Origin of the sequence: Sterolibacterium denitrificans (assembly GCF_900174485.1) — a bacterium.
Taxonomy (GTDB): Bacteria; Pseudomonadota; Gammaproteobacteria; order Burkholderiales; family Rhodocyclaceae; genus Sterolibacterium; species Sterolibacterium denitrificans.
The window spans coordinates 1,018,376-1,044,189 of sequence record NZ_LT837803.1; the positions used below are offsets into that span (position 1 = coordinate 1,018,376).

The following is a 25,814-nucleotide window of genomic DNA, read 5'->3' on the forward strand; positions in this document are numbered from 1 at the left end:
CGTTTGTTTGGGCTCTCATTGTGAAGACGCCAGCCATTTCAGTTCTATTGCCTTGCCGCAATGGTTCGGCCACGTTGAGGCCGGCCTTGCGTTCCGTACTGGCTCAAACCTGCGGCGATTTCGAATTGCTTTTTCTGGATGACGGTTCGGAAGACGATTCCGTTGAAATCGCACGTTCGTTCCCGGATGGCCGCATTCGTGTTTTGAGTGACGGCATTGGAAAGGGGTTGCCCAGGCGGCTTAACGAAGGCGTTCAGTTGGCGCGGGGAAAATATATTGCCCGCATGGATGCGGATGACGTTTGTTTCCCGATGCGGTTTGAAAAACAGGTCGCGTTTCTGGAGTCGCATCCGGAGGTGGACTTGCTGGGGTGCCGCGCCGTGGTTTTTCGTGATTCCGGGAAAGCCATGGGGTTATTGCCTTTTGCGAAAGATCACGAGGCCTTGTGCGCCCGGCCATGGCGCAATATCTCCTTGCCTCACCCGAGCTGGATGGGGCGGCGCGAATGGTTCGAGGCACATCCTTACCGGCTGCCTGAAGTACGTCGTGCCGAAGATCAGGAATTGCTGTTGCGTGGGCATCTCGACAGTCGTTACGCCTGTCTCGAGGAAGTCTTGCTGGCCTATAGGCAAGGCCCTTTTCAGTTGAAACGAACGCTCGTGGCGCGGCGATCGTTGTTGGTGGCGCAACTGGATTGGTTTGTTGGCCAGAAAGCCTGGGGCAATGTCTTTCGTGCGCTGGCGCTTTCATCCGTCAAAGTCATGGTGGATGGTCTGGCGGCATTGCCGGGGGGCGAAGCGTTGTTCTTCCGGCGCATGGGGGAGCCGGTTCCCGAGGAGGTGTTTCATGTCTTCCGCCAATGTCTGGCGACCTGGGATGCGCCAGAGAAATGAGACTGTTTTTTCTCATCACTGAAGACTGGTTCTTCTGCTCCCATTTCCTGACGCGCGCGGTGGCCGCGCGTGAGGCCGGATATGAGGTGAGTGTCGTGGCGCGCGAACGGCAGCATGGTGCACGCATCCGCGCGGCGGGGTTGCGTCTGATTCCGCTGCCGTTCGACCGGCGCAGCCTGAATCCGCTGCGCGAGTTGCAGCAATTGTGGATGATCTGGCGTCTCTACCGGCGGGAGCGGCCGGATATCGTTCATCACATTGCCGTCAAGCCGATACTGTATGGCTCGCTGGCGGCGCGCCTGGCGGGAGTGCGCGGCGTCGTCAATGCGCCGGTGGGTATGGGTTACGTATTCAGTTCGCAGGATCGGGGCGCGCGGCTGTTGCGGCCGTTGCTGCGCCTGGGCTATCGGTTGCTGCTGAATCCCCCCGGCAGCCGTGTGATCTTCGAGAATCGCGACGATCTGGAGAGCTTCGTGGCCGAGGGCGCGGTCAGGCGCGAGGCCGCTGTATTGATTCGTGGCGCCGGGGTGGATGTCAGCCGCTTCCAGCCATCGGCCGGCGCGGTAGAGCAGAAAGATTTGCCTGTCGTGATACTGGTGGCGCGCATGCTGCGCGACAAGGGGGTGCTCGAATTTGTTGCTGCGGCACGGCAGTTGCATGCCTCCGGCGTGGCGGCGCGCTTCGTGCTGGTGGGTGATCCCGATCCGGAAAATCCGGCTTCGCTCGACGAGACCAGCCTGCGCGCCTGGCATGGCCATGAGGGCATCGAGTGGTGGGGCCGGCGCGAGGACATGCCGCAGGTGTTCGCTCAGGCCGACATCGTCTGCCTGCCGTCGTACCGCGAGGGTTTGCCCAAGGTGCTGCTGGAGGCTGCGGCCTGTGGGCGGGCGCTGGTGGCGACCGATGTGCCGGGCTGTCGCGAGATCGTGTTCCATGAGCAGAATGGCCTGCGGGTGCCGGCGCGCGATGCCGTCGCCCTGGCGGCGGCGATCCGGCGTTTGCTCGATGATGCCGCGCTGCGCGCACGGTTTGGCCGGGCCGGCCGGGCCATGGTCGAGGCGGCGTTTTCCGATGCGATTGTCGTTGAGCAGACGTTGGCGGTTTATCGCGAGATGTCGGCACGGCAATAGAATGCTGCCTTTCCGGTTTTTCTTGTTCGATCACATGATGTCTGCCGCCACAGCCAATCACAGCTGCGGATCGTCCAGCATCTCGCTTCTGGAGCGGTTCTGACCTTGCGTACCGTCATCGTTTCCGGCGCTTCCAGCCAGATTGGCCGCATGTTGCTGCCGCGTCTGGCGCAGGCCGGATTTCGCGTCATTGCCTTGAGCCGCAAGGGTGAGCCTGCCTGGCAGGAAGGTTGTGCGGGCGAGGTGAGCTGGCTCAGGGCGGATATCAGCGATCCGCAAAGCTTGCAGGGCTTGCCGGCGGCGGACGGGCTGATTCATCTGGCGCCGCTGGCGATCCTGTCCGATGCGCTGGCGGCTTTTGCGGCATCGGGCGTCCGGCGGCTGATTGCGTTCAGTTCGTCGAGCAAGTTCAGCAAGGCGCAATCGCCGGTCGCTGCCGAGCGTGCGTTCGCGGCACGCCTGCAGGCGGCCGAGGATGCCGTCGCCGCGGCGTGTGGCCGGCATGCCATGCATTGGACGATCTTCCGGCCGACGCTGATCTATGGTTGCGGCATGGATCGCAATGTCGCCCTGATCCGCCGCATCATCCACGTGACGGGGTTTTTTCCGCTGCTCGGCGCGGGCAGCGGCTTGCGCCAGCCGGTGCATGCCGACGATCTGGCGGCGGCATGCGTGGCGGTGTTCGACAATCCGGCCGCTTTCGACAAATCCTACGAGCTCAGTGGCGGCGAGTGTCTCAGCTATCGCGCAATGGTCGAGCGGATCTTCGCCAGTCTGCATCTCAAGCCGCGCTTCGTCCGCATTCCCGTTGCCTTGTTCGGTGCGGCGCTGCGTCTGCTGGCGTTCATTCCGCGCTATCGCGATTTCAACGTCGCCATGGCGCAGCGCATGAATGAGGATCTGGTGTATGCGCACGATGACGCGACCCGCGATTTCGGGTATCAGCCACGCAAATTTCAGCCTTGATCGGGGCTTTGCCCGTGGTTTTGCCGCCCGACAAGGGAAAAGCCATGGCAGGAATGCTGGTTTTGGCGCATAATGCGCAGGTTTGCCGCAGCGCAGGCGACGGGATGCCATAAGCACCGTCATTGGGCACCGTCATCGGTACCGTCATCAGCCAGAACCCAGCGCAAGGCCGGCGCCGCAGGCAACGAGGAATTTCACCAACCACTCACGAGATGGAGCAGGCATGAGCACTTCGCTGATCAAGGTCCCCCAGGGCGGTAAGAAAATTGTGGCCGGGCAACCGATTCCCGACAACCCCATCATCCCGTTCATCGAAGGCGACGGCATCGGCATCGACATCACGCCGGTGATGAAGAAGGTCGTCGATTCCGCCGTGGCCAAGGCCTACGGCGGCAAGCGTCAGATCCACTGGATGGAAATCTACTGCGGCGAGAAGTCCACGCGCCTCTACGGCCCGGATGTCTGGCTGCCCGAGGAAACCCTGGCCGCGCTCAAGGAATACGTCATCTCCATCAAGGGCCCGCTGACCACGCCGGTGGGCGGCGGCATCCGTTCGCTCAACGTCGCCCTGCGCCAGGAGCTCGATCTTTACGTCTGTCTGCGCCCGGTGCGCTACTTCCAGGGCGTGCCCTCGCCGCTCAAGGATCCGTCGAAGACCGACATGGTGATCTTCCGCGAGAACACCGAAGACATCTATTGCGGCGTCGAATGGCAGGCCGAGACCGACGGTGCGCGCAAGGTGATCAAATTCCTGCTCGACGACATGGGCGTCAAGAAGATCCGCTTCCCGAACACTTCGGGCATCGGCATCAAGCCGGTTTCGCGCGAAGGCACCGAGCGGCTGGTGCGTCAGGCGATCGAGTACGCCATCGCCAACAAGCGCAAGTCGGTGACGATCGTGCACAAGGGCAACATCATGAAGTACACCGAAGGTGGCTTCCGTGACTGGGCCTATGCGCTGGCCAAGAAAGAGTTCGGCGGCGTCGAGATCGACGGCGGCCCGTGGCTCAAGCTGCCCAACGGCATCGTCGTCAAGGACGCCATCGCCGACGCCTTCCTGCAGCAGATCCTGCTGCGCCCGGCCGAGTACGACGTGATCGCCACGCTCAACCTCAACGGCGACTACATCTCCGACGCGCTGGCCGCGCAGGTCGGCGGCATCGGCATTGCGCCGGGCGCGAACCTGTCGGACAACGTCGGCATGTTCGAGGCCACCCACGGCACGGCGCCGAAGTACGCCGGCCAAGACAAGGTCAACCCGGGCTCGCTGATTCTCTCCGCCGAGATGATGCTGCGCCACATGGGCTGGACCGAGGCGGCCGATCTGATCATTTCGTCGATGGAAGCGGCGATCAAGGACAAGATCGTGACCTACGATTTCGCCCGTCTGATGGAAGGCGCCAAGGAAGTCTCCTGCTCCGCTTTCGGCGAGGCGATGGTTGCGCGCATGTGAGGCGGGGTAAAGCATGAGAGGCGTGAGGCGTCAGTAGCAGGGCATCGCTCACGCATCGTGACTTGACTGACTTGATTGATGACAAGGGCTCCCGCGGGAGCCCTTGTCATTCGTGCGCCAGATGCCGCAGGGTGCGGACAAAAAGATACAAGAAAAAACACAAACAAAAAGCCCGTCGGTACCTGAGGTACCGACGGGCCGAATCTGGTGTGACTTGGGCTTAAGCCTTCTGGATATTGGAAGCCTGCTTGCCTTTCGGGCCCTGCACGACTTCGAACGACACCTTTTCACCTTCCTTCAGCGATTTGAAGCCATTCATGTTGATGGCGGAGAAGTGAGCAAAGAGATCTTCGCTGCCGTCATCCGGAGTGATGAAGCCAAAACCTTTGGCGTCGTTGAACCACTTGACAGTACCTTGTGCCATGAAAAACTATTCCTTAAAAAAAACACAAAACCAGTCCGTCATGAAAACAGACCAGGGTATGTTTGTGCTCCAAGCTCGCAACAGCTGCAGAAATTGTCAGACGGTGATCCGTCCGAGAAGTCCTGAAGGGCTTCTTTCAACACTGCGGTGATCTTGCAAAAACAAACACGTTGGGCTTTTTACGCACTTTAAATCTGCTTGTCAACAAATTTCTATCAGGCAATTTGACGATTCATTTGGCGGTTTTTTCTCGCCTGCGGGCGGGCGATCTGCCTGGTTTTTGCGCCGGGAGCGGCTGAGCCACGCCGCATAGCCGGAAATAGATTTCCGTATAGCGTTGCGCCGGATCGTTCCAGCTCCAGTCGCGCGCCATGCCGTTGCGTTGCAGACGCTGCCAGTCGGCCGGCCGCTGCCAGGTGGCGACGGCATGCTGCAGCGCGGCGAACAGCGCTTCCGCCGTGGCGTGCTCGAAGACGAAGCCGTTGGCGCTGCCGTCGGCCAGCGTTGCCGGATTGCAGTCGATGACCGTATCCGCCAGTCCGCCGGTGCGCCGCACCACGGGTGGCGTGCCGTAGCGCAGGCTGTACATCTGGTTGAGGCCGCAAGGCTCGAAGCGCGAGGGCATCAGGAAAATGTCGGCGCCGGCTTCGATCTGGTGGGCGAGCGCTTCGTCATAGTCGATGCTTACGGCAAACTGGCCGGGATGCCGTTCCGCCATGGCGCGAAAAGCGGCTTCCAGCCTGTGTTCGCCGCTGCCGAGAACCACCAGTTGCGCCGGCAATGCGGCGATGGCTGCGGCCAGTGGCGGCAGCAGGTCGAGGCCTTTCTGTTCGGTCAGGCGGCTGACGACGCCGAGCAGGGGCAGGTCGCTGCGCTCGGCAAGACCCTGCCGCTGCTGCAAGGCGCGTTTGTTGTCGGCCTTGCCGTCCAGCGCGTCCATGGCGTAGGGCGTAGCCAGGTGGGGATCGCCGGCCGGGTTCCAGCAGGCGGTGTCGATGCCGTTGAGGATGCCCGAGAGTCGGGCGCTGCGCCAGCGCAGCAGGCCGTCGAGTCCCATGCCTGCTTCGGGCGTCTGGGTCTGGATTTCCCGCGCGTAGCAGGGGCTGACGGTGTTGATCCAGTCGGCATGCTGCAGGCCGCCCTTGAGGAAGGACAGGTAGCCATGATATTCGACGCCTTCCATGGCCCAGGCGCGCGAGGGCAGGCCCAGCGCGCCGAGCAGATGGGCGCCGAAGATCCCCTGAAAGGCCAGGTTATGGATGGTCAGCAGCGTGGCGGCACGGGGCCGGTCGTCATAGTGCAGATGGCTGGCCGCCAGAGCGGTTTGCCAGTCGTTGCAATGGATCACTTGCGGCTGCCAGGCGAGGGGACAGTCGGCGCTGCCGAGCAGGGCGGCAACGCGCGAGAGCAGGCCGAAGCGCAGGGCATTGTCCGGCCAGTCGTGGCCATCGCCGTTCAGGTAGGGATTGCCGGGGCGGTCGTAAAGAGACGGGCAGTCGAGCAGCAGCAGCGGCACGCCTGTGGGCGTATCTGCTGCAAACAGGCGGGCGGCCGGCAGTTCGCCGCCGAGGGAGGGCAGTTCGGCAATGACGGAGGCGCCGGTGAACGCCCGGCGCAAGCTCGGGTAGGCGGGAACCAGCAGACGCACGTCGAGGCCGGCCGCGCGCAGCGCCGGCGGCAGGGCCGCGGCGACGTCGCCCAGGCCGCCGGTCTTGACCCAGGGGGCGAGTTCGGAGGTGGCGAACAGTACCCGCAGGGCATCGTCGCTGGAGGCTTTGGTCGCCTTGGCGCGCGCCATTGCCTAAGGCTCCAGCACCCAGGCGATCAGGCCGGCGGTGGAGCTGTCGAGGTCGCTCGCCGTGTCGATGGCCTGCCGTCCTGCCGTCAGCGGCAGCAGGCGGGCGGCCAGTTGCTTGCCGTATTCGACGCCCCACTGGTCGAAGGAGTTGATGCCCCAGATGATGCCTTGCACGAACACCTTGTGCTCGTAGAGCGCGAGCAATTGGCCGAGGGTGTACGGTTCGAGGCGCGGCAGCAGCAGCGTGGTCGAGGGCTGATCGCCGGGGAAGGTCTTGAAGGGCGCGAGTTGTTCGCTGCGCTCGGCGGACAGTCCGGCGGCGCGCATTTCGGCCAGTGCCTCGTCGCGGGTTCGGCCGCGCATCAAGGCTTCGCTTTGCGCGAAACAGTTGGCGAGCAGGGCGGCATGATGGCCCGGCAGCACGAAGTCGGCCTGGCGGCAGGCGATGAAATCGCAGGGGATCAGGCGGCCGCCCTGGTGGAGTAACTGGTAGAAAGCGTGCTGGCCATTGGTGCCGGCTTCGCCCCAAAGGACGGGCGCGGTGTCGCAGCTTACCGGCGTGCCGTCGCGGCGCACCTGCTTGCCGTTGCTTTCCATTTCCAGTTGCTGCAGGTAGCGCGGCAGGTGTTCGAGCGATTGGCTGTAGGGCAGGATGGCGAGGCTGTCGGCGCCGAGAAAATTGGTGTTCCAGATGCCCAGCAAGGCCATGATGGCCGGCAGGTTGCGCTCGGCCGGCGCGGTGCAGAAGTGGCGATCCATGGCATGCGCGCCGGCCAGCAGGCGCATGAAGTTTTCGTGGCCGATGGACAGGGCCAGCGGCAGGCCGATGGCCGACCAGAGCGAGAAACGGCCACCCACCCAATCCCAGAATTCAAAGCTGTTGCGCGGGTCGATGCCGAATTCCGCGACGGCCGCCAGATTGGTCGAGACGGCGACGAAATGGCGTGCCACGGCGGCTTCGCCGAGCGCGGCCACCAGCCACTGCCGGGCCGAGCGTGCGTTGCTCATCGTCTCCTGGGTGGTGAAGGTCTTGCTGGCGATGATGAACAGCGTGGTGCCTGGATTCAGTTGCGCCATCGTGGTGGCGAGATGGGCGGCATCCAGATTGGAAACGAAATGCAGCCGCAGATGCGCCTGACGATGGGCAGCCAGCGCCTGGGTGGCCATCTTCGGGCCGAGGTCGGAGCCGCCGATGCCGATATTGACGATGTCGCGGATCGGTTCGCCAGTGGCGCCGCGCCAGTGCGCGCCATGAATTTCTGCGCAGAAGTCGCGCATGTGTTCCAGCACCCGGGCGACTTCGGCGCGCGGCTGCGGTTCGCGCAGGGCGAGGTGGAGCACGGCGCGTCCTTCGCTGCCGTTGATCGCCTCGCCGACGCGCATGCGCGCTATCCAGCCGGGGATGTCGACACTGCGCCAGAGGGCGCAGAGGGCGGCCATGACTTCGCGGCTGACATGCTGCTTCGAGTAGTCGAGCAGGAGCCCGTCGCATTCCAGCGAAAAGTCCGCGAATCGGGCAGGCTCGGCGGCAAAGCGCTCGCGCAAGGTCGGTCCCTCATCGAATTCCCTGCGGGCAAGGTCGGCCAGTTGCAGCCATTCCGGCGTGGTGACGATGCTGCTCATAGCCAGACCATCATGCCCATTTCGAAAGGATGGGTCAGCAGTTCGTGGAAGGGGAAAACGCGGAAGCGGTATTCGATCTTGCCGCACAGGTCCGGCGTCAGTTCGCGCGTGTACAAGTGTTCGCCGTTGTCGAGCGGGCCTGCGTGACGCAGCGTGTAATGCTTGCTCTTGGCTGGGTTGCGCTCGCCGGGACGGGCGAAAACCAGTTCGACGCTGACATCGTCCGGCGCCAGGCCGTTGAGCTGCACCGCCACTTCGACGCGCAGGGTGTCGCCAAACAGCACGTGCTGCTGCGGTGCGTCGATGCGCCGCAGGGCCACGCCCGGCCAGCATTGGCGCACGTGCGTCTTCCATTCGGCAACCTGGCGCGCGCCGCGGAAATCGTCGCGGGCATACTTGCGCCACTGGCCGGCCGCCGGCGCATAGAATTTGTCGACGTATTCCTCCAGCATGCGATGCACGTTGAAGCGCGGCATGATGCTGGCGATCGATTGCTTGGCCATGGCCACCCATTCGGGCGAATAGCCCAGCGAGGTATTACGGTAGTACATGGGAATGATCTTGTCCTGCAGCAGTTCGTGGAGCGTGCGGGCTTCTTCGGCGTCGCGCTGCTCCGCGGTGAGGCTTTCCGCGCCGGGCTTGATTTCCCAGCCGTTGTTTCCATCGTAGCCCTCGCCCCACCAGCCGTCGGCGACGGAGAGATTGATCGCGCCGTTCATCGCCGCCTTCATGCCCGAGGTACCGGAGGCTTCGAGCGGATACACCGGATTGTTGAGCCAGACGTCGACGCCGGCAACCAGGCGGCGCGACAGGTGCAGGTCGTAGCCTTCGAGCAGCAGGATATGGCCCTCGAACTCCGGCAGGCGCGAGAGCTCGGCAATCTGGCGGATCAGTTCCTGGCCCGGTTCGTCGGCCGGATGGGCCTTGCCGGCGAAGATGAAGAGTACCGGCCGTTCGCTGTTGGTGATGATTTCGCGCAGCAGGCCGGGATTGTTGAACAGCAGCGTGGCGCGCTTGTAGGTGGCGAAGCGGCGGGCGAAGCCGATGGTCAGCACGGTGGGGTTGTGCGGATCGGCGAGCTTCAGCATGCGGTCCAGGTGCGCTTCGGAAGCCTGGTTGCGCAGGTGCTGGGCGCGGACACGGTGGCGCACCAGATGCAGCAGGCGCGCCTTCAGGGACTGGCGGATGCTCCAGAAGATCTGATCGGGAATCCGGTGCACGCCCTGCCAGCAGTGCTGGTCGGTGAGCCGCTGCATCCAGCCCAGGCCGAGGTGGCGATCGAAGGTGCCGTGCCAGTCGGCGGCGAGGAAGGAAGCGGCATGCACGCCGTTGGTGATGTAATCGACCGGATTGTCCAGCGGCTCGATCTGCGGCCACATGCCGGCCAGGATGTGCGCCGAGACGCGGCCATGGATGCGCGAGACGCCATTGTGATAGCGCGAGCCGCGTATCGCCAGCGCCGTCATGTTGAAGTCCTGGCTGCCGTCCGTCTGGCCCAGCGCCAGCAGGCGCTCGCTGCCGATGCCGGTTTCCTCGCAGTAGGGGCTGAAGTACTGGCGCATCGTCTCCATGGAAAAGTGGTCGTGGCCGGCCGGCACGGGCGTGTGCGTGGTGAATACGGTATTGGCGGCAACGGCTTCCAGGGCGCAGCCGAAATCCAACGCTGCCAGCGCCGGTTGGCGTTGTCCGGTCAACTGGCGGATGCGTTCGAGAATCAGAAAGGCGGCATGGCCTTCGTTGATGTGCCAGACCGTCGGTTTGATCTTCAGCTCGTGCAGCACGCGCACGCCGCCCACGCCGAGCAGGATTTCCTGTTCGAGGCGGGTGGTGCGGTCGCCGCCGTAGAGGCGGTGGGTGATGTCGCGATCCGCCGCCGTGTTTTCCGCCAGGGCCGTGTCGAGCAGATACAGCGGCGTGTTGCCGGCGGTGGCCAGCCAGACCTTGGCCCATACGCGGCGCTCCGGCAGTTCGACGCTGATGCGCAATTCGCTGCCGTCTTCGCGCAAGACCGGCTTGATCGGCAGGTCGGCGAAATCGGTGTCGTGATAGCGCGGATGCTGGCGGCCGTCGCGGTCGATGGTCTGCTGGAAGTAGCCCTGGCGGTAGAGCAGGCCGACGGCGACGAAAGGCAGGCGCAGATCCGATGCGCCCTTGCAGTGATCGCCGGCAAGGATGCCCAGACCGCCGGAATAGATCGGCAGGCTTTCGTGAAAGCCGAATTCGGCGCAGAAGTAGGCAACCAGATCATCCTGCTGCAGCCGTTTCCTGCCATCGAGGCCGAAGAGCGCCGGCGCGCGGTGGTAGTTGTCGTATGCCGCCAGCACCTGGTTCATGGTGCCGATGAAAATCGGATCGGCGGCCGCTTCGTCGAGACGCCGTTGCGATACCCGTTTCAGAAAGGTTTTTGGACTGTGGTTGACCGCATGCCAGAGCGCCGGATGCATGCGGGCGAACAGCGCGCGGGTGGCGATGTCCCAGCTGTACCAGAGATCGCCGGCAAGTTCTTCGAGGCGCGCAAGCGCTGGCGGAATCTTGGGATTGACTTCGAGCTGAAAGGAATTGCCTGGCATGGTGGTCTCGGCAGTGTGGAAGCAGGGCGAGGTGAAAATCGGATCGGAAAATACGGGACGGTGCGGTAGAAACCAGCAGCGGCCCAGTTTAGGCGATGCTCACGGCCTCTGAAAGGTAAACGTCCTGGATTGCGTTGAGCAATGCGACACCTTCGGCCATCGGTTTCTGGAACGCCTTGCGTCCGGAGATCAGGCCCATGCCGCCGGCGCGCTTGTTGATCACGGCGGTGCGCACCGCCTGCGTCAGGTCGCCCGCGCCCTTCGACTCGCCGCCCGAGTTGATCATGCCGGCGCGTCCCATGTAGCAGTTGGCCACCTGGTAGCGCACCAGATCGATCGGGTGCGGCGTGGTCAGTTCGGAATACACCTTGGGACTGGTCTTGCTGAACTTGACGGCGTTGAAGCCGCCGTTGTTCTCGGCCATCTTCTGCTTGATGATGTCCGCCTCGATGGTCACGCCCAGATGGTTGGCCTGGCCGGTCAGGTCGGCGGCGGTGTGGTAGTCGACGCCGTCGACCTTGAAGGCGCCGTTGCGCAGATAGCACCAGAGCACCGTCGCCATGCCCAGCTCATGGGCGCGCTTGAAGGCTTGCGAGACTTCCCAGATCTGCCGGCGCGACTCGGCCGAGCCGAAGTAGATCGTCGCGCCGACGGCGGCCGCGCCCATGGCGAAGGCTTGCTCCACGTCGGCGAACATGCTCTGGTCGTAGGTGTTTGGGTAGGAGAGGAACTCGTTGTGGTTCAGCTTGACGATGAAGGGAATGCGATGCGCGTAGCGGCGGGCGACGCTGCCGAGCACGCCCAGCGTCGAGGCGACGCCATTGCAGCCGCCTTCGATGGCCAGCCTGACGATGTTCTCCGGATCGAAATAGGCCGGGTTGGGCGCGAACGAGGCGCCGCCGGAATGTTCGACGCCCTGGTCGACCGGCAGGATCGACAGGTAGCCGGTGCCGGCGAGGCGGCCGTGGTTGAACAGCGCGGCGAGATTGCGCAGTACCGCCGGCGAGCGGTCGCCGGCCTGCAGCACGCGGTCGATGAAGTCGGGGCCGGGCAGATGCAGGCGTTCCTTGGAGATGCCGTGGCAGACGTGGGAAAGCAGGCTTTCGGCTTCATCGCCGAGGAGGGTTTGGATGGCGGTCATGATGGTCTCCCGGTTCGAGTTGGAGTGATCGGAGTGGTAGTAGTAGTGGTGGAATGCTGGCAACGAGATCAGCGCGCGTCGTTCGGGACGGTGCCGGAGCCAGAGACGGACAGCGCCAGCCAGAGTTTCTGCTGGCCGGTGGGTGGAGGCTGCCAGCGCAGGGTCAGGCAGACGGATTGCATGATCTTTTCAAACCCCGCTTCGGATTGCGATACCGTGTGATGTGGCCTGGCATCCAGTTGCAAAGGATAGTCGGCGGTCAGACGCAGTGCGCCGCCCAGTTCGTCGTCTTCCAGCGTGAGTTCGTCCATCTCGCCGAGCTGCAGTGTTTCACCGAAGCCGCAAGGCGTGCTGCCATCCTGCAGCCGGTAGCGGCCGGAATAGCCGTCGCAACTGGGCATGGCCAGATCGAGCCGGATTTCCAGGGCGCAGGCCGTGTCCTCGACCGCCTGGGCGGCGCGGGTGAGGACGTATTCCACCGTCAGCAGATGCTCGGCCAGGCGGTAGTGTTTGTCGATGCGTGTACTGCACGTACCGGCGTGCTCGGCAGTGAAATGCAGTTCCCCCGCCGTGGCTGCAACCAGGCGGTAGTTCTGCAGCGCATGTGCCGCGCCATGGCCGTCGATCAGGCTGTCGACGCAGATGCCGCGCGGGCGGATGTCGGGCCGGGCATCCTCGGCGGTGAGGGGATGCTTGAAGGCGATGCGATCGTGCGCCGAGCGTGGCGCGGTGTCGGTTGCGCCATCGCTGCCATTGCCGCCGTCGGTGTGCTGCCGGAAATATTCCTCGATCCTGCGGTGATAGCCCTCGGCGTGGCGGCGCAGCGTGTCGGCAAAGTTGTGGCGTAGCGGATAACTGTCGAACTCGATCAGGCAGGCATCGCCGTCGGCGCGCGCGATGGCTTGCAGCTCGGCATTGGTGAGTCGCGGTTCGGCATGGCCGTCGAGATCGAGATCGGTTTGCTCGCCGGCAGGGCGCGGTCGCAGGTGGTCGAGCGCGGCCTCCAGCGCCAGCAGGTTGTTCCAGACCGCGCGGCGCAGGTGCGGCAGGTAGAGGCCGCCGAACAGGCCGTGCCAGTAGGCGTCGTTGGCCTGGGCACGGTGCAGGTGCTCCTGCAGCACTGCGCGTTGCGGCGCGTCGGCCGGCACGTCTGCCAGGCGCGTCGAGACGGCCAGCATGCGCTTGTGCATCCAGTTCGATTCCGGATAGCGGCTGATGAAGTTGCGCCAGATGCCGCCGCGCAGGAAGGGCTTGTGCCGCTCATAGCGGCCGGCCCGTTTTTCGGCATCCACCAGTTCGTTGAAGCTTGCCGCGGCATGCGGCGGCAGCGTCCATTCATTCATTTCGAAATAGGAGGCGGTCGGCAGATACACGATGCCGCGCGTCGCCGCTTGCGCGTGGTGGTCGGCAAAGGTGCTGGTGCGGATGTGCGGCGAGGCCAGCACGCCTTCGATGAATTGCTCCAGCCAACGTTGTTCATAGACCCATGCGTAGGTTTCCGGCCAGATGCCGAACTTCTCGATGTCGTCGAAGTAAATCGCCGCCTGCCGGCCCTGTTGCGCCAGGGTTTCGAGATGGGCGACGGCCTCGCCGGCGGGGGAGAAAGGCAGGCGGTAGCGCAGCGTTTCGGAAATCGGATAGAGATCCAGCCGCTGGCCGCCTTCCTCGGTGCTGTAGTAGCCGTCGAGTGCCGCCGCCGGCAGGCCGGTGCACAGAAAATTGTAATCATCCACGACGGCATAGCGGATGCCGGTGGCCGCCAATGCCGTGATCACGGAGGATTCCCAGACGCGTTCGGTGAGCCAGGCGCCTTGCGGGCGCCGGCCGTAGTGGCGCGCGATCTTGCCGGAAAGCGTGTCGAGCTGGCTGATGCGGTCGCGCTGCGGAATCGCCGCCAGCACCGGCTCGCAGTCGCCCGAGCCGAACCATTCGACCTGGCCGCGCGCCGTCATGCCGGCGAGCAAGGCCATGTCCGCGGGATGGCGCTCATGCAACTGGTCGAGCAGCCAGCCGGAGAAATGCACGTTGAAGCGGAATTCCGGATAGCGATCGAGCACGCGCAGGAACATGCCGTAGCAGCGCACGTGGGCATCGTCGATGACCGAGGCGAAATTGCCGACGGGCTGATGGGCATGGACACCGAAAAGCAGATCGATCATGGCAGCCCTTTCAGGAGGTGGCGGCATCCTGCGCCCGGCGCATGGCGCCGCTCGCACTGCGGGTATCGTCGCCGGCCGGGTCGGCGCTTTCATGCAGGCCGCGGGAAATCGGTTTCGCCAGTTGCGCGGGCGGCGGCAGTTGCAGCAACTGGTAGAGGTTGGAGAGGTTGCGGCGGAACAGTTGGTCGAAGACGGCAACCGTCGGGGCCGGGTTGTAGTCGCCGAACCACCAGAACCAGTCCGAGCTTTCGCAGATCGCCAACTGGGCGGTCGCCGCGGCGCACTGTTGCGCATCCAGGCGGCCGCTGGCCAGCACCAGGTCGTAGCTCTGCTTGGCGGCGCAAAGCAGATCCCAGGCGTGGTTCTTGTCGGCATCGCCGATCCAGGTCGATAGCGTGCCGAATACCCAACTGCCGGTCAGCAGGCGCGGCAGGGTGGCGACGGGCGCGTCCGCGCGATCGAGCAGGGCGCTGTAGGTGGTGGTGCGTATCCGCGCATGCGATTCGAGCAGGCCGTACAGATCCTCGAAGAAATAATAGGCGTTGTAGGGATAGTGTTCCCAGGCGTTTTCGCCATCCATGATGATGCTGACCACGGCCCGTTCGCCGGGCGGGGTCGCGGCAAGGATCCGCTCCAGGGTATCGACGAAATGCCGCGCGGCATCCTGGCCATGCCACTTCGCGTATTCGAAGCCGATCATGTCGGAGAGGCGCTCGTCGCGGAAAAACAGGGTCAGGCCGGGCGCGCCGCCAAGCTGCCAGGGATGGTAGGGCGCGCGTGCTGATTCCGGTTCCTGCTCCGCTCCCGGCTGCGCCAGACCGCTGGCGTGCAGCGAGGCGCGCAGCACGCCTTCGCCACTGGCGATCCAGCGGCAGCCATGCGCGGCGAGTTGTTCGACATAGGCGGGCGAGATCGCGCCTTCGGCGGGCCACATGCCGGCCGGCGCGGCGCCGAAGCGCTGGATATGGCTGCGGCGCGCGACATCGAGCTGGGCGTCGACCCGGCTGCGTCCGCCCGGATAGTTCGGCATCAGCGGCAGCGCCACCTCCGGCAGGCTGTCGTGAGCGACGTTGAAGTCGAGCAGCAGCGGGGCGAGCGGATGCGTCTGCGGGGTGGTGGACAGCTCGATCTGGCCGCGCTCGGCCAGTGCCCGGTAGCGCGGGATGATGCCGCGCAGGATCTCGCCGATCAGTGCCAGCAGGGACTGGCGTTCGGCAAAGGTATAGCCTTCGCCCTTGCTCATCAGTTCGGCAATCAGGGGCCGGTTGCGCCGTTCGCTTTCACCCGTCCAGGCCAGGTGATACCAGGTGACGAGATCGGCAAAATAGCTGTCCGACAGGTAAGCCATGGCGGAGCCGCCATGCCGCGCCAGTTCGCGATAAACATCGTGCAGCCGCTGGTAGCGCGGGAAAGGCGCGAGCATGGTCAGGTGGTTGCTGCGGAAACAGGCCTGCAGCAGGTAGTCGCGGCTGGTGTGGTCGAGCGGCTCGAGGCTGGGCCGGGCCAGCAGGCGCAGCAGCGGATCGCGGAAATTGCCGCTGTCGAACTGTTCGACGTAATCCTCGATTTGTTCGAGCAGCACCGGCACGAAGTTGATCACCGCATGGATGCCGGGGTGGCGCTCCAGGTGCGCGGCCATGTCGCTGTAATCCTTGATGGCATGCAGATACACCCAGGGCAGGACGAAACGGCTGCCTTCCGCCGTGGCCTGATGGTCGCGGTAGTCGGGTTGATGCATGTGCCAGAGAAAGACCAGGTCGAGCATGGGTAGGGCCGGTGGCTAGCGTGAAACGATGAACGTGAAGCCGGGTGGAATCCGCGGCCGCGGCTGGCTTGCCGATCTGCAGGTGGAGCGGGCGGGCATGCGCGTCAGGGAATGTGGTGGATGTTCTGGCCGAGCATCTCTGGCGTGACCAGCACGATGCCCTTGTCGGTGACGTGGAAGCGCTGGCGGTCGGCCTTTTCATCGTAGCCGATGCTCATGCCGGGCGCTATCCGGCAATGCTTGTCGATGACTGCGCGGCGCACCTTGGCGCTCCGTCCGATATCGGCCTTGGGGAGGATCACCGAGTCCTCGACCGTTGCATAGCTATGCACGCGCACCCGCGAAAACAGCAGTGAGCGGCGCACCGTGGCGCCGCTGATGATGTTGCCGCCGGAGATCAGCGAATCGATGGCCACGCCCCGCCGCTGCGCGTCATCGAAAATGAATTTCGCCGGCGGCAGTTGCTCCTGCCAGGTCCAGATCGGCCAGTCTTCGTCGTACAGATTGAGTTCGGGGGTGATCTTGGTGAGTTCCATGTTGGCTTCCCAGTAGGCATCGATGGTGCCCACGTCGCGCCAGTAGGGAAGGTTGCCGCTCTCGGCGGTCATGCCGACGCAACTGTCGGCGAAGTTGTGGGCATGGACGACGATCTGCGGATCATTCACCGCATGCGGAATCAGATCCTTGCCGAAGTCGTGCGCGGACTGCGGATCGTGGGCATCGCGCTCGAGCGCGGCAATCAGATAATCGGTGTCGAAGACATACACGCCCATGCTGGCCAGGGCGCGATCCGGCCGGCCGGGCATGGCCTGCGGCAGCTGGGGCTTTTCGCTGAAACCCAGAACGCGCTGCGTTTCGTCGATCTGCATGATGCCGAAGGCCTGCGCTTCCTCGATGGGGATGTCGATGCAGGCAACGCTCAATTGGGCCTGGTTGCTGGCGTGTTCGGCCAGCATGCGGCCATAGTCCATCTTGTAGATGTGATCGCCGGAGAGGATCAGGACGTGTTTCGGCCGGGTGCGGCGCAGGTGATCGAGGTTCTGATAAACCGCATCGGCCGTGCCCTGGTACCAGTTCTCGGTAATCTGCTGCTGCGCCGGCAGGAGTTCGATGAATTCGTCGAAGCGCCCATCGAGAAAACTCCAGCCGCGCTGCAGGTGATGGATCAGGCTTTGCGCCTTGTACTGCGTCGCCACGCCGATGCGGCGGATGCCGGAGTTCACGCAGTTCGACAGGGTGAAGTCGATGATGCGGAACTTGCCGCCGAAGGGCACGGCCGGTTTGGCGCGCCAGTCGGTGAGCTGCATCAGGCGGCTGCCCCGGCCGCCGGCCAGGATCATGGCGAAGGTCGAGCGGGTCAGATGGCTGACGAAGCGCGTGTGCGGCGTCTGCGTATTTGCCTCGGGATTGCCCTGCATGGTCTCTCCTTCCTGGGGCTACAATGCGGCCCTCAAAGTCTAATGCGCCGTAGTCTTTATGACCAGACCACCGTTTTCCGCGTTGCTCGAGGCGCGCAGTCATGATCCGTTCGGCACGCTCGGGTTGCGCCGTGACGGTAATGCCTGGCTGCTGCGGGTATTCCAGCCGCATGCGCAGGCGGTGGCTGTCGAATGGCTGGCGGCGGATCGGCCCGGCGTTCCGCCGGACTGCGTCGGCAGCGATTCCCTGCGGCGCGTCGATGCCGCCGGTATCTTCGAGTGGCGCGGCCGGCTGCCCGACGGCCTCACCGCTGCCCGGCCGCAATATGCCCTGCTGATCGACGAAGGAAAGTCCGGCCGGGCGGCGCAGTGCCAGCGCATCCGCGACCCCTACGCCTTTCCTCCGCAGCCGCCGGCGGATGATCTCTATCTGTTCAACGAAGGGCGCAACTGCCAGAGCCATCGCCTGCTCGGCGCGGCCTGCGGGATACGCCACGACGGTGTGGATGACCTCGACGATACGGCCAGCGAGTGGGCGCACGGGGTGCCGGGCGTGACGTTTCGCGTCTGGGCGCCGAATGCCGAACGGGTTTCGGTGATCGGGCCGTTCAATCGCTGGGATGGCCGCGTGCATCAGATGCAATCGCTGGGCGCCAGCGGCATCTGGGAGCTGTTCATTCCGCATCTGGCCGCGGGGACGCTGTACAAATATGAAATACGCAATCGGGGCAGCGGGGCCGTCATCGTCAAGAGCGATCCGTATGCGCGGCAGTTCGAGCATCGTCCGGCGACGGCTTCGCGCGTGGTCGACGAATCCACGCATGTCTGGCGGGACGGCGGCTGGCTGGGACGGCGGGCAATGCGCGACTGGCTGCATGCGCCGCTGTCGATCTATGAAGTGCATGCCGGTTCCTGGATGCGCCATGTCGACGGCAGCTTCTACGGCTACCGGGAACTCTCCGAGCGCCTGATTCCCTATGTGCTGGAGCTGGGCTTCACCCACATCGAATTCATGCCGCTGATGGAACATCCGCTCGACGAGTCGTGGGGCTATCAGAGCACCGGCTACTTCGCGCCGACTTCGCGTTTCGGCACGGCCGACGACCTGCGCTTCCTGATCGACGCATGCCATCGCGCCGGTCTCGGCGTCATTCTCGACTGGGTGCCCGGCCATTTTCCGAACGACGAATTCGCGCTTGCCCATTTCGACGGCAGCCCGCTCTACGAGCACGAGGACCCGCGTCTCAAGTATCAGCCGGACTGGGGCACGCACGTTTTCAACTTCGGCCGCAACGAAGTGAGGAGCTTCCTGCTTTCCAGCGCGCATTACTGGTTGTCCGAGTTCCATGCCGACGGCCTGCGCGTCGATGCCGTCGCTTCGATGCTGTATCTCGACTACTCGCGCAAGGCGGGCGAATGGCTGCCGAATCGCCACGGCGGCCGCGAGAACCTGGAAGCCATCCAGTTTTTCCAGGAACTCAACACCATGGTGCATCGCGAGTTTCCCGGCGCGCTGACGATGGCCGAGGAGTCGACCGCCTGGCCGATGGTCTCGCGTCCGGTGCATCTGGGCGGGCTCGGATTCTCGATGAAGTGGAACATGGGCTGGATGAACGACACCCTCGACTACATGCAGAAGGATCCGGTGCATCGGCGCTTTCATCATCAGCGCCTGACCTTCGGCCAGCTCTATGCCTACAGCGAGAACTTCATCCTGCCGCTGTCGCACGACGAGGTCGTGCATGGCAAGCGCGCGCTGCTCGCCAAGATGCCCGGCGACGACTGGCAGCGCCGCGCCAATCTGCGTCTGCTGCTGGCTTACCAGATGACCATGCCGGGCAAGAAGCTGCTGTTCATGGGCGGTGAATTCGGTGTGCCGCACGAATGGCGCTGCAACGAGGAGCTGCCCTGGCGGCTGCTCGACGATCCCTGTCATGCCGGTTTGCAGGCGCTGATGCGCGATCTCAACCGGCTGCATGTCTCTTGCCCGGCGCTGCACGAACTCGACTTCGAGGCCGGCGGATTTTCCTGGATCGATTGCCACGATAGCGAGCAGTCGGTGATCAGTTGGCTGCGCCATGCGCGCGATGGCCGCTGCCTGGCCGTCGTCTGCAACTTCACCCCGGTGCCGCGCCACGGTTACCGCATCGGCGTGCCGCAGGCCGGTGTCTGGCGCGAAGTGCTGAATACCGACTCGACCTATTACGGCGGCAGCAATCTCGGCAATGGCGGAGTCGGGGGGCTGCAGGCCGTTGGGTCATGGATGGGCCGGCCGGCTTCACTGGTGCTTGATCTGCCGCCTTTGGCGGCGGTGGTGCTGGAGCCCGCTGACTGAGTTGTGCGCCGGCCGTTTCAGTCGTCGTCGGGCGACAGCGCCAGCAGCGCCGCGCCTTTGAGACCGAGGTCGGGATCGGTGACGACATGGAGCGGCATCAGCGCGGCAAGCCGGGCATGCTCGGCCTTGGCGTTGAAGGCGGCAAGAAAGGGGCCGCTGCGCAACAGGGGCAGGATCTGCGCGGCGATGCCGCCGGCGATATATACGCCGCCGCGCGCCAGCAGCAGCAAGGCGAGATCGCCGGCAAAGGCGCCATAGGCGCGGCAGAACAGATCCAGCGCGCGCCGCGCCAGGCTGTGTGGCGCGGTGGCCGCCAGCGCGCTGATGGCCGCTGCCGGGTCGGCGGCGGCGCGTGGGTCGGCCGCATCGGCCGCATGCTGCGTGCGCAGAAAATCATGGATTGCCAGCAAGCCACGCCCGGAAATCACCTCCTCAGCCGTTACCCGGCCAGATGGCAGGCGGGCGGCAAGCCAGTACCACAGCGCGGCCTGTTCTGCATCCGTCGGCGCGAAGGCGCAGTGGCCACCTTCGCCGGGGAGGATCCGATAGCGTCCCCGGCCTTGGCCGTCGTTCTGCCAGACCAGGCTGGCGGTGCCCAGGCCGGTGCCGGCGCCGACGATCACCCGCGGCGCGTGGTCGAGCGGCTGGCCGGCCTGCAGGGTGACCAGCGCGTCGTCGTCCAGCGCGGCGATGCCGGCGGCTGCGGCAACGAAATCATTCACCAGTCGCAGTGGGCCGCAAGCCTGTTGCGCGGCGAGCGCGTCGGCATCGATGCGCCACGGCAGATTGGTCAGGCGGGCGCTGCGGCCCTGCGTTTCGATCGGTCCGGCCACCGCCAGGCAACCGCTGCGGATGGTGTGCGGCGGCTGGCCGGCGGCTGCGGCCGCCGCGATGAAGTCGGCAAACGGCGCGGCGAAGTCGGGATAGTCGCGGGCGAGATAGCGGCGTTGGAAATGGATCCGCAGCCTGCCGTCGGCAGCCTTGTCCGCCAGCGCCAGCAGGGTCTTGGTGCCGCCGATGTCGCCGCAGAGGATCATGACATGGCTGGCCGCGCGCCCCGCCTAGACCGCGACCGGGGCGGCGATGTGCGGCTGCGGCTGGTAGTCGAGCAGGGTGAAGTCCTCGAAGCGGAAGGCGAAGATGTCCTGCACGGCGGGATCGATCTGCAGCGTGGGCAGCGGGCCGGGCGTGCGCGAGAGCTGCAGGCGCGCCTGGTCGAAGTGGTTGTTGTACAGATGCGCATCGCCCAGGGTGTGGACGAACTCGCCCGGCCGGTAGCCGCAGACCTGGGCCAGCATCATGGTCAGCAGGGCGTAGGAGGCGATGTTGAAAGGCACGCCGAGAAAAATGTCGGCACTGCGCTGATAGAGCTGGCAGGACAGGCGGGGGCGCTGGTCCGGCGTTTTCGCCGGGGCGACGTAGAACTGGAACAGCGCGTGGCAGGGCGGCAGCTTCATCTTCGGCACGTCGCCCGGATTCCAGGCCGAAACGATGTGCCGGCGCGAGTCGGGATTGTGCTTGAGCGCGGCGACCAGTTCGACGATCTGGTCGACTTCACCGCCGTCGGCCGTCGGCCAGTGGCGCCATTGGTGGCCATACACCGGGCCGAGATTGCCGTCGGCATCCGCCCATTCGTCCCAGATCGAAACGCCGTTGTCCTTCAGGTAGCGGATGTTGGTTTCACCGCGCAGGAACCAGAGCAGCTCATGGATGATGGAGCGGGTGTGCAGCTTCTTGGTGGTCAGCAGGGGAAAACCCTGCGCCAGATCGAAACGCATCTGCCAACCGAAGACCGAGCGGGTGCCGGTGCCGGTGCGATCGCTTTTGTCATGGCCATGTTCGAGCACATGGCGCATCAGGTCGAGATATTGCTGCATGGCTGGGAACCGGGCTGAGGCTGAGGGGCGGGACTATAATCGCCGGCCATTGTAAAGGAAATGCGCATGTCTCTTGCCCGCCTGGAATGCACGGCCGTACCGTTGAAGAAATCGTTGGACCAGGCGCGGCATGCGCTGATCGTCATGCCGCGGCAGCAGAGCCTGCCGGCGGATTTGCCGGCGGCGGCGCAGCTTGCGGCGGTGCTGCGACGGCGTGACCTGAAGGCGGATGAACTGGCGAAAACGCCTGTTGCCCTGGATTTGCCGCAGGGCGGCCGCTGCGTGTATGCGATGCTCGATGCCGGCCAGGATCGTTTCAGCCAGCTCGCGCATTTGCGCAAGGCGACGATGTTGCTGCTCGATGAGATGCCCGAGGAAGTTTTTCTGGGCGTCGTCGCTGACGATGCGGATGAGGCGGCGCGCCTGGCGCGCGAGGCGCTGTATGTCCTGTGGCTGAATGGCACGCCGCTGCCGGCGCGGAAAAAGAAGCCGGCGCAGGCGGTGAAGCGCCTCGTGCTGCACGGCACGCGCGAGCAGCCGGAAGCGTTTGCCGGCGTTGCCGCTCTGGCGCAGGCCAACCTGCTGGTGCGCGAGTTGACGGCGCTGCCGCCGAACGAGCTGACGCCGGGTAGCTATCGCCGGAAAATCCGCACGCTGGCCAAGGCGCGTGGCTGGGGTATCGAAGAATACGACTATGCCCAATTGCGCAAACTCGGCGCGGGCGCTTTCTGCGCCGTGGCCCAGGGCAGCCATGAGACGGATGCCGCCATCGTGCATCTGAGCTACCGGCCATCTCAGCCATCCCGGCAACTATCCGGCCGGCAGATGCACTGCCGGCACGTCGCGCTGGTCGGCAAGGGAATTTGTTTCGACACCGGCGGCCACAACCTGAAGCCGGCGCGCTACATGGCCGGCATGCACGAGGACATGAACGGCTCGGCCGTGGCCCTGGGGCTGCTGCAGGCCATTGAGGATCTGGGCTTGCCGCTGGCGGTCGATGTCTGGCTGGCGCTGGCGCAGAACCACATCTCCCCGCAAGCCTATCGGCAGAGCGAAATCGTGACCGCGCTCGACGGCACGCACATCGAGATCGTGCATACCGATGCGGAAGGGCGCCTGGTGCTGGCCGATGCGTTGACGCTGGCGACGCGTCCGGAAAAACCGGCGGCTGGACAGCACCGAAAGCGCCAAATCGCGCAGCCCGATCTGGTGATTGATTTCGCCACCCTGACCGGCAGCATGCTGACGGCACTGGGCAATCGTTATGCCGGGATTTTTGCCAGCAGCGACGCGCTTGCCGCACTGGCCGTTGCCGCCGGGCGCCAGGCTGCCGAGCGCGTTTGCGCCTTTCCGCTGGATGCGGATTACGATGCCGCGCTCGACAGCAAGGTGGCCGACGTCAAGCAATGCACGCTGGAAGGCGAGGCCGATCACATCCTGGCGGCGCGCTTCCTCCAGCGTTTCACCCATGAGCGGCCCTGGCTGCACGTCGACCTGTCGGCGGCGAATTGCAGCGGCGGCCTGGGCGCGGTGGCCAGCGACCTGACCGGGTTCGGCGTGGCCTGGGGCGCGGCGCTGCTGTCAGGCTGGCTGGCTGCCGGAGACCAAACAAGCGGGCATGAGCAAGCGGGAATGCACCCGGCAAGCGCGATGCGGTTACCGGGACGGGGGCGGCCTGGGCAGGGTTGAACCGTTCTGCCCAAGGTTGGCATAGTGGTGGCATGGAGCGGCTGCTTTGGTTTATCCTGCCGCAGGCAGGGTAGCGTCGATATGCTGGCATGTCGGCATATCGATATATATGGCGCATATCAATTCCGCAATACTCGATAGGAACCCCTCACATGGGTTGGTTTTCCCTGAAGTCTTCCCATCCGCTCACCGATAGTGTCGAGCTGAAGCGCGTGCTCGAAGCGCTGCCGGGCCTGGAGCCCGCAACGGCGCTCGATGAAACCCGAACCTGGCTGGAGTCCCTGGTGCAGGCCGAGGACATGAAGATCGAGCAATGCCTCGATCTGATCCTGCGTCTCGATGAGGCCACGCTGGGACATGCCCGCCGCTTCGGCCGCGACTACCTGATGGCCCAGGATCTCGGGCGCAGCGAGGAATACCGCCTGTGGAACGGCAACCACAGCTACTGGGCGCAGCTCGTCGCGGCGTACGAATACTGCCTGGCCCGCCATGCCTCCGCGGGCAAGCAGCAGATCAATCCGTTGCTGTTGCTGCTGTTGCAGGCCCGGTTGCTGCATGCCTATGCGGCAGGCATCAAGTGGGCGCAGTTCCGTCATACACCCGCCGTCGGTTACTACTGGCAGGGTGCCGGGCGCATCTATCTGGCGGCCCAGGCGGCCGGTGCGGAGCGCAAGATCATCCCGATCTATCCCAATACGGCAGAGAGCAGCGTCGAGCGGGAATATCTGTTGCTGCTGATGCTGCATTCCTCTTCACTCAGCAACCTGCTGCCGCTGGAGGTCGAGATTGCCGAGCGCCTGGTGGCCTATCTGGCGCCGCAACTGGTCTTTACCGACCAGATGGACCCGGCCAACGTGTACTGGGTCGATGCCGCCAGGCCGCTACCGCCCTCGCGTATCGTTCGTCCGCCGGAGATGACGCCCAGCCTGCGTTTCCTGCGTCCCGGCACGGCGCTCGAGAAGATCGTCGAAATCCGCACACGGATCACCAAGAGCGGCGCGGTGCCCGCCGATCTGCAACTCGGCGGGCAGTTTTCACCGCAGGTCGTGTTGCCGGTACTCGAACATCTGGCGCAAAACTGGCAGTCGCAACTGCCGCAACGCAATCATCAGCGTCACCAGGTGAGGTCGCGTCTGCACGTGATTCACGGATTTGCGGCAATCCATGCGAAGTTGTCCCGGGAGGGTGCTGGCGCTGGCGCCGATAATTCGGCAGAGGAGACCTGGATTGCCGAGGACGTCAGTCTGGGTGGGATGGGCGCCGAGGTGCCGCTGGGCGCCAAGGAATGGATCCGCATCGGCGCCTTGATCGGCGTGCAGCCGGAAGGCGGAGACAACTGGCTGGTCGGCCTGATCCGTCGCTTCAGCCGCGGCGAGGGCGGCGGTTCCGTCGGCATCCAGACCATCGGCAAGGCGCCGCAGGCCGTGGTTGCCGATTGCGGCGGCCTGCCGACGCATCTGGTTCTGCTCGATCTGCCCGCGCTGCCGCCGGCAGAGGTGATTGCCAGCGGCAAGCTGCTGGTGGAGATCATTACCGTCGATGCCGTGCTGGAGAGCAGCAGTTTCGAAGCCGGCATTCCCATGACCACCCTGGTCACTGGACGGGCCTTGCGCCTGCGGCCGCAAACCGTGATCGAACACGGCACGGATTTCGTCATTGCCCGCTTCCAGATCGACATTCTTTCCTGAGTACGGAACTACGATGACGTGATGCGATTCTGTCCGGAATTTTGGACAGGTGGGGCGGGTATCAAAGGCATCAAAAAAAACGGCCCACCCGCGCAAACCGGATGGGCCGTTTTCTGTAGCGCGGCGTTTCAGTAGCGCACGATGCCGTTGTCGGCGCGCTTGACCTTGTCGCCGACGACGAATTTCGGGTCGCTGTCGTATGTGTAGCTGCGCTCTTCGTTGTTCTCGAAGCGCACGCTGACCGACCAGGTCTGGCTGGAAGTCATTTTTTCCTCGATCTTGTGGCCGGCATAGGCGCCGCCCGCCGCTCCGGCGATGGTGGCGATGTCCTTGCCGCGTCCGCCGCCCACCTGATGGCCGAGCACGGCACCCGCTACGCCACCGGCGATCAGGCCGATGGGGCCGCCCTTGCCTTTCGTCTCGCCGACGTTGATGGCAATAACCTTGCCGCATTCATTGCAGATGGCCGCGCTGCTGGCAGCGGCGGCAGTGGCAGCAGCAGCGGCCGGCGCGGCACTGGCTGCGGCAGGGGCAGGCTGTGCCGCGGCCTTTTTCGCTTCATCGCGCTTCTTCTTGGCGGCGGCCAGCGCCTGCTGGTTTTCGTCGTGGGCATCCCGCCGGCACTGCATGCGGATGCTGGAGGTCTTTTCCTCGTCGCAGATTTTTCTGTCGGCGGCGTAGCGGTCGTTCGCTGCCTTCTTGTCGGCGTCGTATTGCTGTTCATAGGCGGGCTTCGCCGCGGCAGGCTTGGCCGCCGTAGTTGCCGTGGTTGCGGCGCTGGCCGTGCCGAAGGCCAGTAACAGGCCGGCGGCGCAGGTGAGCGGCAGATGCTTCATGGGGTTGATGAGGTTCATGGCGATGCTCCAGAGTGGATAGAGGAAGGGT

General features: G+C 64.7%; 18 protein-coding genes. 7 read left to right on the plus strand and 11 right to left on the minus strand.

Annotated features, from left to right (window positions below):
- The first annotated feature begins 20 nt into the window (after positions 1–20).
- The 4 genes from SDENCHOL_RS04710 (at position 21) to icd (ending at position 4,442) form a co-directional block, all read left to right on the plus strand.
- A complete protein-coding gene (locus SDENCHOL_RS04710) occupies positions 21–893 on the plus strand; it encodes a glycosyltransferase family 2 protein (protein ID WP_197706846.1) in 873 nt (290 codons plus the stop codon).
- Positions 890–2,023, plus strand: coding sequence for a glycosyltransferase family 4 protein (locus SDENCHOL_RS04715; RefSeq protein ID WP_154716182.1), 1,134 nt, complete (start codon positions 890–892; stop codon positions 2,021–2,023). Before SDENCHOL_RS04710 ends, SDENCHOL_RS04715 begins: the two co-directional genes overlap by 4 nt.
- Positions 2,024–2,128: 105 nt before the next feature.
- Positions 2,129–2,989: an SDR family oxidoreductase gene (locus SDENCHOL_RS04720; protein ID WP_154716183.1), complete on the plus strand. Its 861-nt coding sequence runs from the start codon at positions 2,129–2,131 to the stop codon at positions 2,987–2,989.
- Between the two features lie 223 nt (positions 2,990–3,212).
- Positions 3,213–4,442, plus strand: coding sequence for an NADP-dependent isocitrate dehydrogenase (gene icd, locus SDENCHOL_RS04725; protein WP_154716184.1), 1,230 nt, complete (start codon positions 3,213–3,215; stop codon positions 4,440–4,442).
- A 220-nt stretch (positions 4,443–4,662) separates the two neighbouring features.
- Here icd and SDENCHOL_RS04730 read toward each other — a convergent pair whose 3' ends face one another.
- The 8 genes from SDENCHOL_RS04730 to glgC all read right to left on the minus strand — a co-directional run bounded on the left by SDENCHOL_RS04730 (position 4,663) and on the right by glgC (position 17,340).
- Entirely contained in the window at positions 4,663–4,866 is a 204-nt protein-coding gene (locus SDENCHOL_RS04730) for a cold-shock protein (RefSeq protein WP_154716185.1), read from the minus strand.
- A 232-nt stretch (positions 4,867–5,098) separates the two neighbouring features.
- Positions 5,099–6,664: a glycogen synthase GlgA gene (glgA, locus tag SDENCHOL_RS04735; RefSeq protein ID WP_154716186.1), complete on the minus strand. Its 1,566-nt coding sequence runs from the start codon at positions 6,662–6,664 to the stop codon at positions 5,099–5,101.
- A 3-nt stretch (positions 6,665–6,667) separates the two neighbouring features.
- Positions 6,668–8,287, minus strand: coding sequence for a glucose-6-phosphate isomerase (gene pgi / locus SDENCHOL_RS04740; protein WP_154716187.1), 1,620 nt, complete (start codon positions 8,285–8,287; stop codon positions 6,668–6,670).
- Positions 8,284–10,857: an alpha-glucan family phosphorylase gene (gene glgP, locus SDENCHOL_RS04745; RefSeq protein WP_154716188.1), complete on the minus strand. Its 2,574-nt coding sequence runs from the start codon at positions 10,855–10,857 to the stop codon at positions 8,284–8,286. The genes pgi and glgP overlap by 4 nt, the downstream gene beginning before the upstream one ends.
- An 88-nt stretch (positions 10,858–10,945) precedes the next feature.
- Positions 10,946–11,998, minus strand: coding sequence for a class I fructose-bisphosphate aldolase (locus SDENCHOL_RS04750; RefSeq protein WP_154716189.1), 1,053 nt, complete (start codon positions 11,996–11,998; stop codon positions 10,946–10,948).
- A gap of 68 nt (positions 11,999–12,066) precedes the next feature.
- A complete protein-coding gene (locus SDENCHOL_RS04755) occupies positions 12,067–14,157 on the minus strand; it encodes an alpha-amylase/4-alpha-glucanotransferase domain-containing protein (RefSeq protein ID WP_154716190.1) in 2,091 nt (696 codons plus the stop codon).
- Between the two features lie 10 nt (positions 14,158–14,167).
- Complete coding sequence (locus SDENCHOL_RS04760; RefSeq protein WP_154716191.1) at positions 14,168–15,922, minus strand: glycoside hydrolase family 57 protein; 1,755 nt, start codon at positions 15,920–15,922, stop codon at positions 14,168–14,170.
- A 104-nt stretch (positions 15,923–16,026) separates the two neighbouring features.
- A complete protein-coding gene (glgC, locus tag SDENCHOL_RS04765) occupies positions 16,027–17,340 on the minus strand; it encodes a glucose-1-phosphate adenylyltransferase (RefSeq protein WP_154716192.1) in 1,314 nt (437 codons plus the stop codon).
- 58 nt (positions 17,341–17,398) lie between these two features.
- On the opposite strand from glgC, the gene glgB reads away from it, so the two are divergent.
- Entirely contained in the window at positions 17,399–19,675 is a 2,277-nt protein-coding gene (gene glgB / locus SDENCHOL_RS04770) for a 1,4-alpha-glucan branching protein GlgB (protein ID WP_154716193.1), read from the plus strand.
- A 17-nt stretch (positions 19,676–19,692) separates the two neighbouring features.
- Here the strand turns inward: glgB and glk are convergent, their stop codons facing one another.
- Together glk and SDENCHOL_RS04780 are read right to left on the minus strand one after the other, a co-directional pair.
- Entirely contained in the window at positions 19,693–20,712 is a 1,020-nt protein-coding gene (gene glk, locus SDENCHOL_RS04775; protein WP_154716194.1) for a glucokinase, read from the minus strand.
- Between the two features lie 24 nt (positions 20,713–20,736).
- Positions 20,737–21,552, minus strand: a complete 816-nt coding sequence (locus tag SDENCHOL_RS04780) for a thymidylate synthase (protein WP_154716195.1) — start codon at positions 21,550–21,552, stop codon at positions 20,737–20,739.
- A 66-nt stretch (positions 21,553–21,618) separates the two neighbouring features.
- On the opposite strand from SDENCHOL_RS04780, the gene SDENCHOL_RS04785 reads away from it, so the two are divergent.
- Together SDENCHOL_RS04785 and SDENCHOL_RS04790 are read left to right on the plus strand one after the other, a co-directional pair.
- A complete protein-coding gene (locus tag SDENCHOL_RS04785) occupies positions 21,619–23,241 on the plus strand; it encodes a M17 family metallopeptidase (protein WP_231912910.1) in 1,623 nt (540 codons plus the stop codon).
- A gap of 152 nt (positions 23,242–23,393) precedes the next feature.
- The gene (locus tag SDENCHOL_RS04790) at positions 23,394–24,929 is read left to right on the plus strand and encodes a hypothetical protein (RefSeq protein ID WP_154716197.1); all 1,536 of its coding nucleotides are present in this window, start codon (positions 23,394–23,396) and stop codon (positions 24,927–24,929) included.
- A 128-nt stretch (positions 24,930–25,057) separates the two neighbouring features.
- On the opposite strand, the gene SDENCHOL_RS04795 is transcribed toward SDENCHOL_RS04790, so the two are convergent.
- Positions 25,058–25,783, minus strand: coding sequence for a glycine zipper 2TM domain-containing protein (locus SDENCHOL_RS04795; protein WP_154716198.1), 726 nt, complete (start codon positions 25,781–25,783; stop codon positions 25,058–25,060).
- Positions 25,784–25,814 lie beyond the last annotated feature (31 nt).

Coding starts and splice junctions, on each gene's coding strand:
- SDENCHOL_RS04715 (WP_154716182.1), top strand. CDS start 890: ATGAGACTGTTTTTTCTCATCACTGAAGACTGGTTCTTCTGCTCCCAT.
- icd (WP_154716184.1), top strand. CDS start 3,213: ATGAGCACTTCGCTGATCAAGGTCCCCCAGGGCGGTAAGAAAATTGTG.
- SDENCHOL_RS04730 (WP_154716185.1), bottom strand. CDS start 4,866: ATGGCACAAGGTACTGTCAAGTGGTTCAACGACGCCAAAGGTTTTGGC.
- glgA (WP_154716186.1), bottom strand. CDS start 6,664: ATGGCGCGCGCCAAGGCGACCAAAGCCTCCAGCGACGATGCCCTGCGG.
- pgi (WP_154716187.1), bottom strand. CDS start 8,287: ATGAGCAGCATCGTCACCACGCCGGAATGGCTGCAACTGGCCGACCTT.
- glgP (WP_154716188.1), bottom strand. CDS start 10,857: ATGCCAGGCAATTCCTTTCAGCTCGAAGTCAATCCCAAGATTCCGCCA.
- SDENCHOL_RS04750 (WP_154716189.1), bottom strand. CDS start 11,998: ATGACCGCCATCCAAACCCTCCTCGGCGATGAAGCCGAAAGCCTGCTT.
- SDENCHOL_RS04755 (WP_154716190.1), bottom strand. CDS start 14,157: ATGATCGATCTGCTTTTCGGTGTCCATGCCCATCAGCCCGTCGGCAAT.
- SDENCHOL_RS04760 (WP_154716191.1), bottom strand. CDS start 15,922: ATGCTCGACCTGGTCTTTCTCTGGCACATGCATCAACCCGACTACCGC.
- glgC (WP_154716192.1), bottom strand. CDS start 17,340: ATGCAGGGCAATCCCGAGGCAAATACGCAGACGCCGCACACGCGCTTC.
- glgB (WP_154716193.1), top strand. CDS start 17,399: ATGACCAGACCACCGTTTTCCGCGTTGCTCGAGGCGCGCAGTCATGAT.
- glk (WP_154716194.1), bottom strand. CDS start 20,712: ATGATCCTCTGCGGCGACATCGGCGGCACCAAGACCCTGCTGGCGCTG.
- SDENCHOL_RS04780 (WP_154716195.1), bottom strand. CDS start 21,552: ATGCAGCAATATCTCGACCTGATGCGCCATGTGCTCGAACATGGCCAT.
- SDENCHOL_RS04785 (WP_231912910.1), top strand. CDS start 21,619: ATGTCTCTTGCCCGCCTGGAATGCACGGCCGTACCGTTGAAGAAATCG.
- SDENCHOL_RS04790 (WP_154716197.1), top strand. CDS start 23,394: ATGGGTTGGTTTTCCCTGAAGTCTTCCCATCCGCTCACCGATAGTGTC.
- SDENCHOL_RS04795 (WP_154716198.1), bottom strand. CDS start 25,783: ATGAACCTCATCAACCCCATGAAGCATCTGCCGCTCACCTGCGCCGCC.